Annotated in this window: 15 protein-coding genes; 12 read left to right on the forward strand and 3 right to left on the reverse strand. The window is 60.9% G+C overall.

The features are described 5' to 3' along the window. Positions 1-93: 93 nt before the first annotated feature. Positions 94-1392: a serine/threonine protein kinase gene (locus tag AOA59_RS30140; RefSeq protein ID WP_065929489.1), complete on the forward strand. Its 1299-nt coding sequence runs from the start codon at positions 94-96 to the stop codon at positions 1390-1392. Then, complete coding sequence (locus AOA59_RS30145) at positions 1385-2173, forward strand: VacJ family lipoprotein (RefSeq protein WP_056857109.1); 789 nt, start codon at positions 1385-1387, stop codon at positions 2171-2173. The genes AOA59_RS30140 and AOA59_RS30145 overlap by 8 nt, the downstream gene beginning before the upstream one ends. A 60-nt stretch (positions 2174-2233) precedes the next feature. Here AOA59_RS30145 and AOA59_RS30150 read toward each other — a convergent pair whose 3' ends face one another. Then, a complete protein-coding gene (locus AOA59_RS30150) occupies positions 2234-3139 on the reverse strand; it encodes a DUF808 domain-containing protein (RefSeq protein WP_099489983.1) in 906 nt (301 codons plus the stop codon). A gap of 133 nt (positions 3140-3272) precedes the next feature. Here AOA59_RS30150 and AOA59_RS30155 point away from each other — a divergent pair, with 133 nt between their 5' ends. Both AOA59_RS30155 and AOA59_RS30160 read left to right on the forward strand, forming a co-directional pair. Continuing rightward, a complete protein-coding gene (locus AOA59_RS30155; protein ID WP_056857111.1) occupies positions 3273-3878 on the forward strand; it encodes a TetR/AcrR family transcriptional regulator in 606 nt (201 codons plus the stop codon). Between the two features lie 204 nt (positions 3879-4082). Then, positions 4083-4541 (forward strand): transposase, encoded by a 459-nt coding sequence (locus AOA59_RS30160; protein ID WP_099489984.1) that lies wholly within the window; start codon positions 4083-4085, stop codon positions 4539-4541. A 124-nt stretch (positions 4542-4665) separates the two neighbouring features. Here AOA59_RS30160 and AOA59_RS30165 read toward each other — a convergent pair whose 3' ends face one another. Beyond that, entirely contained in the window at positions 4666-5106 is a 441-nt protein-coding gene (locus AOA59_RS30165; RefSeq protein WP_065912473.1) for a heme-binding protein, read from the reverse strand. A gap of 256 nt (positions 5107-5362) precedes the next feature. Here AOA59_RS30165 and gcl point away from each other — a divergent pair, with 256 nt between their 5' ends. From gcl to AOA59_RS30205, 8 genes are all read left to right on the forward strand, one after another. Continuing rightward, entirely contained in the window at positions 5363-7138 is a 1776-nt protein-coding gene (gene gcl, locus AOA59_RS30170; protein WP_017136240.1) for a glyoxylate carboligase, read from the forward strand. Positions 7139-7148: 10 nt separating this feature from the next. Next, positions 7149-7931: a hydroxypyruvate isomerase gene (gene hyi / locus AOA59_RS30175; RefSeq protein WP_065912472.1), complete on the forward strand. Its 783-nt coding sequence runs from the start codon at positions 7149-7151 to the stop codon at positions 7929-7931. A gap of 171 nt (positions 7932-8102) precedes the next feature. After that, on the forward strand, positions 8103-8993 hold the full coding sequence (locus AOA59_RS30180) for a 2-hydroxy-3-oxopropionate reductase (protein ID WP_026013623.1): 891 nt from the start codon (positions 8103-8105) through the stop codon (positions 8991-8993). A gap of 167 nt (positions 8994-9160) precedes the next feature. Then, positions 9161-10441: a glycerate kinase gene (locus AOA59_RS30185; RefSeq protein WP_099489985.1), complete on the forward strand. Its 1281-nt coding sequence runs from the start codon at positions 9161-9163 to the stop codon at positions 10439-10441. Continuing rightward, positions 10431-11846, forward strand: coding sequence for a pyruvate kinase (pyk, locus tag AOA59_RS30190; protein WP_099489986.1), 1416 nt, complete (start codon positions 10431-10433; stop codon positions 11844-11846). The genes AOA59_RS30185 and pyk overlap by 11 nt, the downstream gene beginning before the upstream one ends. A 138-nt stretch (positions 11847-11984) precedes the next feature. Beyond that, positions 11985-12857, forward strand: a complete 873-nt coding sequence (locus tag AOA59_RS30195; RefSeq protein WP_099489987.1) for an urea transporter — start codon at positions 11985-11987, stop codon at positions 12855-12857. Positions 12858-12888: 31 nt separating this feature from the next. After that, complete coding sequence (locus tag AOA59_RS30200; protein ID WP_017136235.1) at positions 12889-13713, forward strand: ion transporter; 825 nt, start codon at positions 12889-12891, stop codon at positions 13711-13713. 96 nt (positions 13714-13809) lie between these two features. Then, positions 13810-14820, forward strand: coding sequence for a sulfate ABC transporter substrate-binding protein (locus AOA59_RS30205; RefSeq protein ID WP_099489988.1), 1011 nt, complete (start codon positions 13810-13812; stop codon positions 14818-14820). A 144-nt stretch (positions 14821-14964) separates the two neighbouring features. On the opposite strand, the gene AOA59_RS30215 is transcribed toward AOA59_RS30205, so the two are convergent. Beyond that, complete coding sequence (locus AOA59_RS30215) at positions 14965-15579, reverse strand: DUF5666 domain-containing protein (RefSeq protein ID WP_099489989.1); 615 nt, start codon at positions 15577-15579, stop codon at positions 14965-14967. Positions 15580-15686 lie beyond the last annotated feature (107 nt).

Genomic DNA, 15686 nt, shown 5'->3' on the forward strand with positions numbered 1-15686 from the left:
GACTTTTAGTGCCGAGGGCTGGCACTTCGGTGGCAACGCGGTGGTCATAGCCTGCGAACTTCATTCAGCACGTTTCCTCTTAGGGATTAAGTCATGCTCCGTTCCTTGCGCTGCGCTGCCTTGCTGGGCAGCCTATTTTTGAGTGCGTCAGCACTGGCCGTCGATGTAGACCAGGCCACTTATGGCTTCCCTTTGACGAACCCGTTCGAGGCGACCATTGCCACCACCCCGCCGGACCTGCGGCCCAAATTGCCCAGCAACGACGAGATCAACCAGTCCGATTACACCCTCAACATGCGCCCAGAGCGTGAGTTCAGCCTGCCGGACAACTTCTGGGCAGTGAAGAAACTCACCTACCGCATCGCCAAACAGGACCACGCTGCGCCGCTGATCTTCCTGATCGCCGGCACGGGCGCCCGGTTTGACAGCAGCATCAACGAATACCTGAAAAAGCTCTATTACCAGGCCGGCTACCACGTGGTGCAGCTGTCATCGCCCACCAGTTTCGACTTCATCAGCGCCGCCTCGCGCTTCGCCACGCCGGGTATCACCCAGGAAGACGCGGAAGACATGTACCGCGTGATGCAAGCGGTGCGCGCGCAGAACGCCTCGCTGCCGGTGACCGACTACTACCTCACCGGCTACAGCCTCGGCGCCCTGGATGCAGCGTTTGTCAGCAAGCTCGACGAGACCCGCCGCAGCTTCAACTTCAAGAAAGTGCTGCTGCTCAACCCGCCGGTCAACCTCTACACCTCGATCACCAACCTGGACAAGCTGGTACAGACCGAGGTCAAGGGCATCAACAACACCACTACCTTCTATGAGCTGGTGCTGGCCAAACTGACGCGCTACTTCCAGCAAAAGGGCTACATCGATCTCAATGACGCCCTGCTCTACGACTTCCAGAACTCCAAGCAGCACCTGACCAACGAACAGATGGCCATGCTGATCGGCACCTCGTTCCGCTTCTCGGCGGCCGACATTGCCTTTACTTCGGACCTGATCAACCGCCGTGGCCTGATCATCCCGCCGAAATACCCGATCACCGAAGGCACCAGCCTCACGCCGTTCCTCAAGCGTGCACTGCAATGCGACTTCGACTGCTACCTCACCGAACAAGTGATTCCGATGTGGCGCGCCCGCTCCGACGGCGGCAGCCTGCTGCAACTGGTTGACCAGGTCAGCCTGTACGCACTCAAGGACTACCTGCACGACAGCCCGAAAATCGCGGTCATGCACAACGCCGACGACGTGATCCTCGGCCCTGGCGACCTCGGGTTCCTGCGTAAAACCTTCGGCGATCGCTTGACCGTCTACCCGCTGGGCGGCCATTGCGGCAACCTTAATTACCGCGTCAACGCCGACGCCATGCTGGAGTTCTTCCGTGGCTAAATATCTTTTGCTGCTCGCCGCGCTGATGTGCGCAGGCGTCGCCAATGCCGACAACAGCAAGGCCCACGAGCCGGTCAAGGTTGACTCCGATGGCTTCAAGGAGCCCTTGACCAAACTCAAGTTCAACCCAGGCCTGGACCAACGTGAGTTCGAGCGTTCATCGCTGACGGCACTTAACGTCTATGACCCGCTGGAGTCGTGGAACCGTCGCGTCTACCACTTCAACTACCGCTTCGACCAATGGGTGTTCCTGCCCGTGGTCAACGGCTACACCTACGTCACCCCAAGCTTCCTGCGCACCGGCGTGAGCAACTTCTTCAACAACCTGGGCGATGTGCCCAACCTGTTGAACAGCCTGCTGCAACTCAAGGGCCACCGCTCCCTGGAAACCACCGGGCGCCTGCTGCTCAACACCACCATCGGCATCGCCGGCCTGTGGGACCCGGCCACCGCCATGGGCCTGCCGCGCCAGAGCGAAGACTTCGGCCAGACCCTGGGTTTCTACGGCGTCCCTGGCGGCGCCTACCTGGTGCTGCCGATCTTCGGCCCTTCGAACCTGCGCGACACCACCGGCCTGATCGTCGACTACGGCGCCGAGACCGAGATCAACTTCCTCAACGTCTCCAAAGTCAGCGAAAACCACCCGGAAATCTGGGCCCTGCGCGCCGTCGACAAGCGCTACCAGACCAGCTTCCGCTACGGTCAGATGAACTCGCCGTTTGAGTATGAGAAGGTGCGCTACATCTATACCGAATCGCGTAAGTTGCAGATTGCCGAGTAAATCGGGCGACACAAAAAAGGCCATTCGACTGAATGGCCTTTTTTATTGCGTGTAATTTCTTCAAGCCTTGAGGGTTTTCCACACCTTGCCGACCACGCTCACCACCGCCAACACAACAGCTCCCGCAATAATCCCGGCCACCGCATTAAGCAACGTCGGCATCAGCCACGCCAGCCCGCCAACGTGCTGACTGACACGCTCGATCCAGTGATGCACCGCCGGCACGCCATGGGTGAGAATGCCGCCGCCGACCATAAACATCGCCGCTGTGCCGATCACCGACAGGCTTTTCATCATGTAAGGCGCGGCGCGCAAGATCGCCCCACCGATACTGCGCGCCGCCTGGCCAGGCTTTTGCGTCAGCCACAGGCCCAGGTCATCGAGCTTGACGATACCGGCCACCAGCCCGTACACGCCGATGGTCATGACGATGGCAATGCCCGACAGCACCACCACCTGCTGCATCAAAGGCGCATCCGCGACGGTGCCCAGGGTGATGGCGATGATCTCGGCCGAGAGGATGAAATCGGTGCGAATTGCACCTTTGATCTTGTCCTTCTCAAATGCCACCAGGTCTGTCGCCGGATCAGCCACGGCTTCAACCAGGTGGGCCTGCTCTTCAGTGCGTTTATGCAAAAAGGTATGCGCAAGCTTCTCAAAGCCTTCAAAACACAAATAGGCGCCGCCGAGCATCAACAGCGGCGTGACCGCCCACGGCGCAAAGGCGCTGATCAGCAAGGCCGCCGGCACCAGGATCAGTTTGTTGACAAACGACCCCTTGGCCACCGCCCACACCACAGGGATTTCCCGCTCGGCGCGTACGCCGGAAACCTGCTGGGCGTTGAGTGCCAAGTCATCGCCCAGCACCCCGGCGGTCTTCTTGGCGGCCATTTTGGTCATCAGCGCAACGTCATCGAGTACGGCGGCGATATCGTCGATCAATACCAACAAGCTGCTTCCTGCCATCAATCGGGCTTCCATAAGAATGAGAAAGGCCGAGCATAGCGCGGCGCAAAGCTTTACGGGCGCATTCTTGAGGCTCGCGGATAGCCGGTGCTACCATGCACAACCGCCGATCTGGCAAGGAAACTCCTGGTTTATGAGCACCATTCGCGAGCGCAACAAAGAAAAGATCCTGCGGGCGGCAAGCGAGGAGTTTGCCGACAAGGGCTTCGCCGCGACCAAAACCAGCGACATCGCCGCCAAGGCCGGGCTGCCCAAGCCCAACGTCTATTACTACTTCAGGTCCAAGGACAACCTCTACCGCGAGGTGCTCGAGAGCATTATCGAGCCGATCCTGGCCGCCTCCACACCGTTCAACCCCGAGGGCGAGCCGGCGGTGGTGCTGAGCAATTACATCCGCTCGAAAATCCGCATCTCCCGCGACCTGCCCTTTGCTTCCAAGGTGTTTGCCAGCGAAATCATGCACGGCGCCCCGCACCTGAGCCCCGAGCAGATCGAACAGCTCAACGCCCAGGCCAAGCACAACATCAACTGCATCCAGAGCTGGGTAGATCGCGGCCTGATCGCCAACATTGACCCCAATCACCTGATGTTCAGCATCTGGGCGGCAACGCAGACGTATGCTGATTTTGACTGGCAGATTTCGGCGGTGACCGGGAAAGCCAAGCTGGACGAGGCGGATTATGAGGCGGCGGCGCAGACGATTATTCGGTTGGTGTTGAAGGGGTGTGAGTTGGGCTGATGGACCGAGGTGAGGCTATCGCAGGCAAGCCAGCTCCCACACTTTTCCGGGTCGTACACAAATTGTATGAACACCTCTAACTCCCTGTGGGAGCGGGCTTGCCCGCGATAGCGCCCTACCAGACACATCCTGCCAAAAGCCTGCCCATCACACTTCTTCACCCCCATCTAGCCTCTCAGAACCCCACCGAAGAGAGGGCACGGAATGCCTGAACTCCCCGCTTCAAAGCGACTGCGCATCGGTCGCTATGATGAACCCAACCGTATCTACCTGCTCACCACCAACACGCTTGATCGCGAGCCGATATTCGAGGATTTCAGGCTAGGCCGACTCGTCGTTCAACAATTCAGGATTGCGCAGAATTTAGGCTTGGCAACTTCCCTGGCCTGGGTGGTCATGCCTGACCACTTCCACTGGCTTATCTCCCTGGAAAAGGGATCACTTGCGGACCTGATGCGCCGGGTGAAATCCAAAAGCACCCGCGTCGTGAATGCCGTAGCCGGTCGTCAAGGTCGCCTCTGGCAACCCGGTTTTCATGATCATGCGGTGCGTCGGGAAGAGAGCATTGAAGGGATTGCCAGGTATATCGTGGCCAACCCATTGAGAGCTGGCTTGGTGAAAAAGTTTGGCGACTATCCGTTGTGGGATGCCATTTGGCTTTGACTCAACACCGAGTCGTCTGCATCGCAGGCAAGCCAGCTCCCACACTTGACTGTATTTCACAGGTGGAACTCGTTCAGTGTGGGAGCTGGCTTGCCTGCGATGAGGCCCTAGTAGTCTGCGGCGATCAAGCCGAAACCCCCGCATCCGCCAACAACCCCACCCCCTCAATCGCCGTAATCGCACACTGCTCATCGATATCCGAGGTATCGCCGCTGATGCCGATCGCCCCCAGCACCAGCCCGTCTTGGTTGCGAATCAACACCCCACCCGGTGCCGGCACCACGCTGCCCTGGCCCAGGCTGTTCAACGCGGCAATAAACGCCGGGCGCTGTTGGGCGTCCAGGGCCAACAAGCGTGAGCCCTTGCCCAGCGCAATCGCGCCCCAGGCCTTGCCGATGGCGATTTGCGGGCGCAACAGGCTGGCGCCGTCTTCGCGTTGCAGGGTGATCAAGTGGCCGCCGCTGTCGAGCACCGCAATGGTCAGCGGCGCAGACGAAATCGTGCGGCCTGCGGTGAGGGCCTGGCTGGCGAGTTGGGTGGCGAGTTTCAAGGTTAAAGCGCTCATGGTGCCGTCCTTCTTTTGTTATTGGGAATGCGGTGGAGGTCTGTTTGATCAGATGCTCGATCAAACAAATAGAACACAATGATATTTATTTTTGTATACAATATTTTCGCACAAAGGCTCCATACGTCGAAAAAAGTGCTTCCGACGAACGCCAGGGTCAGTTTTCAAAATGCATTGACCTGCGCAGCTCGCCGTGAATACACTTTGTCCAGACACCACTTGTATACAATTACAAAACGCAAGAGGCACCAAAACCATGAGCAAAATGAGAGCAATCGAAGCCGCCGTCCTGGTCATGCGCCGTGAAGGCGTGGACACCGCCTTCGGTATCCCGGGCGCCGCGATCAACCCGCTGTATTCGGCCTTGCAGAAGGTCGGCGGCATCGATCACGTCCTTGCTCGCCACGTTGAAGGCGCCTCGCACATGGCCGAGGGCTACACCCGCACCAAGGCCGGCAATATCGGCGTGTGCATCGGCACCTCCGGCCCGGCGGGCACCGACATGGTCACCGGCCTGTACAGCGCCTCGGCCGACTCGATCCCGATTCTGTGCATCACCGGCCAGGCCCCGCGTGCGCGGATGCACAAGGAAGACTTCCAGGCCGTGGATATCACCAGCATCGTCAAGCCGGTGACCAAGTGGGCAACCACCGTGCTGGAGCCCGGCCAAGTGCCCTACGCGTTCCAGAAAGCCTTCTATGAAATGCGCTCCGGCCGCCCTGGCCCGGTGCTGATCGACCTGCCGTTCGACGTGCAGATGGCCGAGATCGAATTCGACATCGACGCCTACCAGCCACTGCCGCTGGCCAAGCCATTGGCCACGCGCATCCAGGTGGAAAAAGCCCTGGCCCTGCTGGATGCGGCCGAACGCCCCTTGCTGGTCAGCGGTGGCGGCGTGATCAATGCCGATGCCAGCGAGTTGCTGGTTGAATTTGCTGAACTCACCGGCATCCCGGTAATCCCGACCCTGATGGGCTGGGGCACGATTCCGGACGATCACCCGCTGATGGTGGGCATGGTCGGCCTGCAAACCTCGCACCGTTACGGCAACGCGACGATGCTCAAGTCGGACGTGGTGCTGGGCATCGGCAACCGCTGGGCCAACCGCCACACCGGCTCGGTGGAGGTGTACACCGAAGGCCGCAAGTTCATCCATGTCGACATCGAACCGACGCAGATTGGCCGCGTGTTCACGCCGGATCTGGGCATCGTTTCCGACGCCGGTTCCGCGCTGACCATGTTCATTGAAGTGGCCCGCGAGTGGAAAGCCGCCGGCAAGCTCAAGGACCGCAGCGCCTGGCTGCATGACTGCCAGCAGCGCAAGGCCACCCTGCACCGCAAGACCCACTTCGACAACGTGCCGGTCAAGCCGCAGCGCGTGTACGAAGAGATGAACCAGGTGTTCGGCAAAGACACCTGCTACGTCAGCACCATCGGCCTGTCGCAGATTGCCGGCGCGCAATTTCTGCACGTGTACAAGCCACGCCACTGGATCAACTGCGGCCAGGCCGGTCCCTTGGGCTGGACCATTCCGGCGGCACTCGGCGTGGTCAAGGCCGACCCGAGCCGCAAAGTGGTGGCGCTGTCGGGCGACTATGACTTCCAGTTCATGATCGAAGAGCTGGCGGTGGGCGCGCAGTTCAAGCTGCCGTACATCCATGTGGTGGTGAACAACTCCTACCTGGGCCTGATTCGCCAGGCCCAGCGCGGCTTTGAGATGGACTACTGCGTGCAGCTGTCCTTCGACAACCTCAACGCGCCGGAACTCAACGGGTATGGCGTCGACCACGTGGCTGTCGCCGAAGGCCTGGGTTGCAAGGCCCTGCGTGTATTCGAGCCGGGCCAGATCCAGCCGGCGTTGCGCAAGGCGCAGGAAATGATCGAAGAATTCAAGGTTCCGGTGATTGTTGAGATTATTCTGGAGCGCGTGACCAATATTTCCATGGGCACCGAGATCAACGCCGTCAACGAATTCGAAGATCTGGCCCTGGTCGGCAACGATGCGCCGACAGCCATTTCCCTGCTCGATTAAGGAGAACCCTATGCCGCGTTTTGCCGCCAACCTGTCCATGCTGTTTACCGAGCAGGACTTTCTCGCCCGCTTCAAAGCGGCCGCCGACGCCGGCTTCCAGGGTGTGGAATACCTGTTCCCGTACGAGTTCAGCTCCGCCGAGATCAAGGCGCAGCTGGATGCCAACGGCCTGACCCAAGTGCTGTTCAACCTGCCGGCCGGTGACTGGGCCAAGGGCGAGCGCGGCCTGGCGTGCCACCCCGACCGGGTCGAGGAGTTCCGCGCCGGGGTCAAGCTGGCCATCGCCTACGCCCAGGTGCTGGGCAACACCCAAGTCAACTGCCTGGCCGGGATTCGCCCTGCCGGTGTGGATGACGAAACCGTGGAAAAGACTTTTGTCGCCAACCTCAAATACGCCGCCGACAAGCTGCAAGCGGCGGGCATCAAGCTGGTGATGGAGATGATCAACACCCGCGACATCCCGGGTTTCTACCTGAACAACACGGCGCAGGCCCTGTCGATTCGCGAGCAGGTGGGCAGCGCCAATCTGTTCCTGCAATACGACATCTACCACATGCAAATCATGGAAGGCGACTTGGCGCGGACCATGGCGGCGCACCTGGGTGAGATCAACCACATCCAACTGGCCGACAACCCTGGGCGTAACGAGCCGGGGACCGGGGAGATCAACTATCGCTTCCTGTTCGAGCATCTGGATCGGATTGGTTATGCCGGTTGGGTCGGCTGCGAGTACAAGCCGCTGACCACCACCGAAGCGGGACTGGGTTGGCTCAAAACCCATAACGCCATCTGAGTGACACAACACAAGAAAGTGTGGGAGCTGGCTTGCCTGCGATGCGGACACCGCGATGTATCAGGCAAAACCGGGTGATGCCATCGCAGGCAAGCCAGCTCCCACAGTGGATCTTCAGTGTTTGGCGGACCGTGTCCGCACTGCACATAGAATAAAAAGAGGATGTTGATCATGGCTAAAATCGGATTTATCGGCACCGGCATCATGGGCCAACCCATGGCCGCCAACCTGCAAAAGGCCGGTCACCAACTGTTCCTGTCCGAGCATCACGGCAAGGCGCCCGAAGCTCTGATCGCGGCCGGTGCCGTGGCCCTGGCCAACCCGCAGCAAGTCGCCCAGGAGGCCGAGTTCATCATTGTGATGGTGCCCGACACCCCACAGGTGGATGACGTGCTGTTCCGCGCCGACGGCGTTGCCGCCGGCCTGTCACCCAACAAAGTGGTGATCGACATGAGTTCGATCTCCCCCACCGCCACCAAAGCCTTTGCCGCCAAGATCAATGCAACCGGCGCGCAATACCTCGACGCGCCGGTGTCCGGCGGTGAGGTCGGCGCCAAGGCCGGCACCCTGAGCATCATGATCGGCGGCGAGCCGCAGACGTTTGAACGCGCCCTGCCGCTGTTCCAGGCCATGGGCAAGAACATCACCCTGGTCGGCGGCAATGGCGATGGCCAGACCGCCAAGGTGGCGAATCAGATTATCGTCGCGCTGAACATCCAGGCGGTGGCCGAAGCGCTGCTGTTCGCCTCCAAAAACGGCGCCGACCCGGCCAAGGTGCGTGAAGCGCTGATGGGCGGGTTTGCTTCGTCGAAGATCCTGGAAGTGCATGGCGAGCGCATGATCAAGGGCACCTTTGATCCGGGCTTCCGTATCAACCTGCACCAGAAAGACCTCAACCTGGCGCTGGCCGGGGCCAAGGAACTGGGGATCAACCTGCCGAACACGGCCGGTACGCAGCAGGTGTTCAGTACCTGCACGGCGATTGGTGGCGGTAATTGGGACCACTCGGCGCTGATCAAAGGGTTGGAGCATATGGCGAATTTTTCGATTCGCGATAAGTAACAAACACAACTGATCGTACTGATCGTTCCCACGCTCCGCATGGGAATGCAGCTCAGGACGCTCTGCGTCCCAAAGCATGACGCAGAGCGTCACATGAGGCATTCCCACGCGGAGCGTGGGAACGATCGCTGCACCTCTAATAACAAGAATCCCCCGGGAGCCCGCTTATGTCGGTCGATCCGCAACACCTGCTTCGCGAGCTGTTTGCCACAGCCATCGACGCCGCTCACCCCCGGCAAGTCCTTGAACCTTACCTGCCCGCCGACCGCAGCGGCCGTGTGATCGTGATCGGCGCCGGCAAAGCCGCTGCCGCCATGGCCCTGGTGGTCGAAAACTGCTGGCAGGGCGAAGTCTCGGGCCTGGTGGTCACCCGTTACGGCCACGGCGCACCGTGCAAAAAAATCGAAGTGGTCGAAGCCGCGCATCCGGTGCCTGATGCGGCCGGGCTGGCCGTCGCCAAGCGTGTGCTGGAACTGATCAACAACCTCACCGAAGACGACCGCGTAATCTTCCTGCTCTCCGGCGGCGGCTCAGCCTTGCTGGCTTTGCCCGCTGAAGGCATCACCCTGGCCGACAAACAAACCATTAACAAAGCCTTGCTCAAATCCGGCGCGACCATTGGCGAGATGAATTGCGTGCGCAAGCACCTCTCGGCCATCAAGGGCGGCCGGTTGGCCAAGGCCGCATGGCCGGCGACGGTGTACACCTACGCCATCTCGGATGTGCCGGGCGACCAGCCCACCGTCATCGCCTCCGGCCCCACCGTCGGCGACCCGAGCACCTCACAGCAAGCCCTGGCGATTCTCAAGCGCTACGGCATTGAGGCGCCGGCGTCGGTGCGCAACTGGTTGCAGAACCCCGCCTCGGAAACCGTAAAACCCGGCGACCCGGTGCTCGCGCGCAGTCACTTCCAATTGATCGCCCGCCCGCAGCAGTCGCTGGAAGCGGTGGCGGTAAAAGTCCGCCAGGCCGGGTTCAGCCCGTTGATCCTTGGCGATCTTGAAGGCGAAGCACGGGACGTGGCCAAGGTGCACGCCGGTATCGCTCGGCAAATCGTGCAGCACGGCCAACCCTTGGCGGCGCCGTGCGTGATTCTCTCGGGCGGTGAAACCACCGTCACCGTGCGCGGCAATGGCCGTGGCGGGCGCAATGCCGAATTCCTGCTGAGCCTCACCGACAGCCTCAAGGGTTTGCCCGGCGTGTACGCACTGGCCGGTGACACCGACGGTATCGACGGCTCCGAAGACAACGCCGGCGCAATCATGACCCCGTGCAGCTACCGCCGCGCCGAAGCCCTGGGCCTTAGCGCCAGCGACGAGCTGGACAACAACAATGGCTATGGCTACTTCGCCGCGCTGGGCGGTTTGATCGTCACCGAGCCGACCCGCACCAACGTCAATGACTTGCGCGCCATCCTGATTCTCGAGACTGCCAAACATGACGCCTGACAAGAAAGTCAAAATCCTCGCCACCCTCGGCCCGGCCACTGACGGCATCGATGACATCCGCGAGCTGGTGGAGGCCGGGGTGAATATCTTCCGCCTCAACTTCAGCCACGGCGAGCATGCCGATCACGCCCAGCGTTACCAGTGGATTCGCCAGGTGGAGCGCCAGCTCAATTATCCGCTGGGCATTCTTATGGACCTGCAAGGGCCGAAGTTGCGGGTCGGGCGTTTTGCCGAGGGCAAAGTACAACTGGTGCGCGGCCAGGCGCTGCGCCTGGACCTGGACACGGCCCCGGGCGATCAGCGCCGGGTCAACCTGCCTCACCCGGAAATTATCGCAGCGCTTGAACCGGGCATGGACCTGCTGCTGGACGACGGCAAACTGCGCCTGCGCGTGGTCACCAAACATAGCGATGCCATCGACACCACTGTGCTCAATGGTGGCGAGCTGTCCGACCGCAAAGGCGTGAATGTGCCGCAAGCGCTGCTGGAGCTCAGCCCGTTGACCGCCAAGGACCGCCGCGACCTGAGCTTCGGCCTGGAACTGGGCGTGGACTGGGTGGCGCTGTCGTTTGTGCAACGCCCGGAAGATATTCGCGAAGCCCGCGAACTGATCGGTGACAAGGCCTTCCTGATGGCCAAGATCGAAAAGCCCTCAGCCGTGCTGCGCTTGCGGGAAATTGCCGAACTGAGCGACGCGATCATGGTGGCCAGAGGCGACCTGGGCGTGGAAGTGCCCGCCGAAAGCGTGCCGCAGATCCAGAAAGACATCATCAGCACCTGCCGTCAATTGGGTAAGCCGGTGGTGGTGGCCACTCAGATGCTCGAATCCATGCGCTTCTCGCCGGCGCCGACCCGCGCCGAAGTGACCGACGTGGCCAACGCCGTGGCCGAAGGCGCGGACGCGGTGATGCTCTCGGCCGAAACCGCCTCGGGCGAATACCCACTCGAAGCGGTGCAGATGATGAGCAAGATCATCCGCCAAGTGGAAAACGGCCCGGATTACCAGGCGCAACTGGACGTGAGCCGGCCCAAGGCGGATGCCACGGTGTCGGACGCCATCAGCTGCGCGATCCGGCGCATCAGCAGCATTTTGCCGGTGGCGGTACTGGTGAACTACAGCGAGTCCGGCAGCTCCAGCCTGCGCGCGGCGCGGGAACGGCCGGTGGCGCCGATCCTCAACCTCACGCCTAACCTGTCCACGGCGCGGCGTCTGAGCGTGGCCTGGGGCGTGCATTCGGTGGTCAATGACCGGCTGCGCCAGGTCGATGAGGTGTGTTCCACGGCGCTGGAAATTGCCCAGGCGCAGGGCATGGCGCAGCGTGGGGATACCCTGGTGATTACGGCGGGAGTGCCGTTCGGGCAGCCGGGGTCTACGAACTCGTTGCGTATCGAGACGTTGATTTAGCGTCTGTAAGGGCCTCATCGCGGGCAAGCCCGGCTCCCACAGTTGATTGGGTTCACACCTCCTTATGTGTGAACACAGCCAACTGTGGGAGCTGGCTTGCCTGCGATAAGGGCAACTCGGTCTCACTGACTAACCACCATGCACAACCCAACCTGCCCCGACTGGGCCGAAGCGCTGCTCAACGGCTTCAGCCAGATATTCCTGCAGCGCCAGCCGCTGTGTGGCCTGCTGTGCCTGCTGGCCATCCTGATCGGCGCCCCGGCCTTGCTCGGTGGGGCGTTGCTGGGTGGCCTCGCCGGCTTGCTCACGGCCCAACGCCGGGGCTACCCCAAGGCCGAACGCCAGGCTGGCTTGTACAGCTACAACGGCGTGCTGCTGGGTGTATTGATCAGCCAGCACTTCGCCTGGTCGGCGTTGCTGCCGCCGCTGATTCTGGCGTGCGGCGGCCTGAGTGCGATGCTCACGCGGCAATGGTTGAAACATGCCCGCCAGCCGGATGACTTGTCTGCGTACACCGCACCCTTTGTCGGCCTGGGTTGGCTGCTGATCGGCAGCGTGCCTCAGCCTGCGTTTGCCCTGGTGGAGCCCGACGTTATGTCTATGGTCAGTGCGCCCTTTACCGGCCTTGCGCAAGTCATGCTGCTGGACCAGCCCCTGGCCGGCGTCTTGATTGCGCTCGGTCTGTTGCTGGCCAACCGTCGCGCCGCGCTGTGGGCGCTGATCGGCGCCGTGGCCGGCGTGCTGATGGCGTTACTGATGGACGAACCCGCCAGCGCCCTGCTCGGCTTGCACAGCTACAACCCGGCGCTGGCGGCACTGGCTTTGAGCCAATCACGCCGCCAGCCGTGGCTGCCACTGCTGGGCATCCTGCTGGCGCTCATGCTCACGCCCGGTTTCGCCGCCCTGCACCTGCCTGCGCTGACGGCGCCGTTTATCCTCGCCTGTTGGCTGGTGCGCGCCACGCAGCGGATGTTCAAAGCCCGCGTGGACAGCCCGTTCGAATCCCCCTAGGCTTGCTCGATATTCGATTCAGGCGGGTTTTATGAACAGCAACAGCGACTGGCGCCAGCGCCTCTATGTCATGGTATTCCAGAGCGACACCGCAGCCGGGCGGCGCTTTGACGGCATCCTGCTACTGATCATTCTTGCCAGCATTGTGATCGTGATGCTCGACAGCATCGACGAAATCCACCAGAACTACGCCGATGTGCTGGCCTATATCGAATGGGGCTTCACGCTGATCTTCGCCATCGAGTACGGCTTGCGGCTGTACTGCTCGCCCAAACCCTTGCGCTACGCCTTCAGCTTTTATGGCTTGGTGGACTTGCTGGCCATCGTGCCCGGCATCCTCGCGCTGTATTACAGCGATGCCCAATACCTGCTGATTATCCGCATCATTCGGATGCTGCGGATTTTCCGCGTGCTCAAGCTCAGCCCGTACCTCAAGCAAGCCAACTACCTGATGGCGGCGCTGCGCGGCAGCAAACAGAAGATCGTGGTGTTCCTGGTCAGCGTGTGCACCCTGGTGACGGTATTCGGCACCCTGATGTATGTGATTGAAGGCCCGGAGCACGGGTTTACCAGCATTCCCAAAGGCATCTATTGGGCGATCGTGACCCTCACCACCGTAGGCTTTGGCGATATCGTGCCCAAGACGCCACTGGGCCAGGTGATCTCATCGCTGGTGATGATCACCGGTTACTCGATCATCGCCGTGCCCACCGGGATTTTTACCGCTGAACTGGCCAGCGCCATGCGCGGTGAGCAGCTGGAACACGATTGCCCGGTGTGCAAGAAAAACAGCCACGAACCCAACGCGGCGTTTTGCTCGCGCTGCGGCAGTAACCTGTTTCATAAAGTGGAATAAGCACAGTACGTTTTAATCTTTAAACGCCTATGCAGGCCCGGCTATAGTCGCTGGCAAATTGCCCCCACTCTTCTCTCGAACAACAAGGAATGAGCAGTGAAAAAAATCCTCAGCGCCTCTCTTCTGGCCGCGGGCCTGGCCCTGGCCCTGGCCGGTGCCGTGCAAGCCGCACCGGTCACACTGCTTAACGTCTCCTACGACGTGATGCGCGACTTCTACAAGGACTACAACGCCGCCTTCCAGAAGCACTGGGAAGCCGAGCACCCCAACGACAAGCTGACCCTGCAAATGTCCTTCGGTGGTTCCAGCAAACAAGCGCGCTCGGTGATCGACGGCCTGCCGGCCGATGTGATCACCATGAACATGGCCACCGACATCAATGCCCTGGCGGATAACGGCAAACTGGTGCCGGACAACTGGGTCACGCGCCTGCCGAACAACAGCGCGCCGTTCACCTCCGCCACCGTGTTTATCGTGCGCAAGGGCAACCCCAAAGCCCTGAAAGACTGGCCCGATCTGCTCAAAGATGGCGTGCAAGTAATCGTGCCCAACCCGAAGACCTCGGGTAATGGCCGCTACACCTACCTGTCGGCCTGGGGTTATGTGCTGAAAAATGGTGGTGATGAAGACAAGGCGAAGAAGTTCGTCGGTGAATTGTTCAAACATGCACCGGTGCTGGACACCGGCGGCCGTGCCGCTACCACCACCTTCATGACCAACCAGATCGGCGATGTGCTGGTGACCTTTGAGAACGAAGCCGAAATGATCGCCCGTGAATTCGGCCGTGATCAGTTCGAAGTGATCTACCCAAGCGTCTCCGCCGAAGCTGAGCCACCGGTATCGGTGGTCGACAAAGTGGTCGACAAGAAAGGCACCCGTGCGACTGCCGAGGATTACCTGAAGTACCTGTGGTCGCCGGAAGGTCAGGAAATCGCCGCCAACAACTACCTGCGCCCGCGTGACCCGAAAGTGCTGGCCAAGTACACCGACCGCTTCCCGAAAGTCGACTTCCTGTCGGTGGAGAAGACCTTTGGTGACTGGCGCACCGTGCAGAAGACCCACTTCAATGATGGTGGGGTTTTTGACCAGATCTATTCGGGTCAATAACTGAAGGTACGCGGTAAAAAATGTGGGAGCTGGCTTGCCTGCGATAGCATCCCCTCGGTGTAACTGATACACCGAGGTGATTGCATCGCAGGCAAGCCAGCTCCCACACAAGCCAGCTCCCACATTTGTTTTGTGTTGGGCCCGTTACATCGGCGGTGTCACGCCATCCTTGCCGGCTGAGATCGCCTGGGCCGTAATGGTCCCATCCGCGCCCTGCGCCGCAAACAACACCACCTTCACGCCCGTCTTGAGCAAGCTGCGATCCCCAGGCTCCAGGTTCACGATCGGCACATCCTCCGGCACCACAATCTTCTGCTCGCCGCCTTTGTACTTCACCGTCAGGGTGCGCCCGTTGCTGACCACCAGGTCGCCAACCGTGCCGTTGGTCATGCTGCTGCCTTCTTTCAAATCAAACGCGCGGTGCCCGTCACCTGTGCCGGCCATGGCCGGTGGGAATACGTGGACTTCCAGCGCAGTCAGGGTGCCATCGGCGTTCGGCATGGCAGCCGAGCCAATGTAGCTGCCGGGCTTGATCTCATCGATCTTGGCCAGGGTGACGGCGCGTACCTGGGTGGCTGGGGTCAATCGCACAATAACGTCTTCACCGCTGTTGACCTTGACGTGCATTGAGTTGCCGTCCATCGCAGTAATGGCGCCCCGTACGCCAACCCTTGGGGCCTCGGCGGCGTTGGCCAGCCCAATGGCCATGGCCGCAGCCAAGGTGGAGGCCAGGAGCATCTTGTTCAGCGTGATTTTCATCGCAGTGGATTTCCTGTTTCGACAGTTATGCCTGAATGTATCATTGGCGCTCGCCCCAAAAGTTAACGATTCAGTCATTAATTTGCGGCATGAGTGATATCAATGCG

This window comes from Pseudomonas sp. 2822-15, from assembly GCF_002742515.1.
GTDB classification, from domain to species: Bacteria; Pseudomonadota; Gammaproteobacteria; order Pseudomonadales; family Pseudomonadaceae; genus Aquipseudomonas; species Aquipseudomonas salomonii.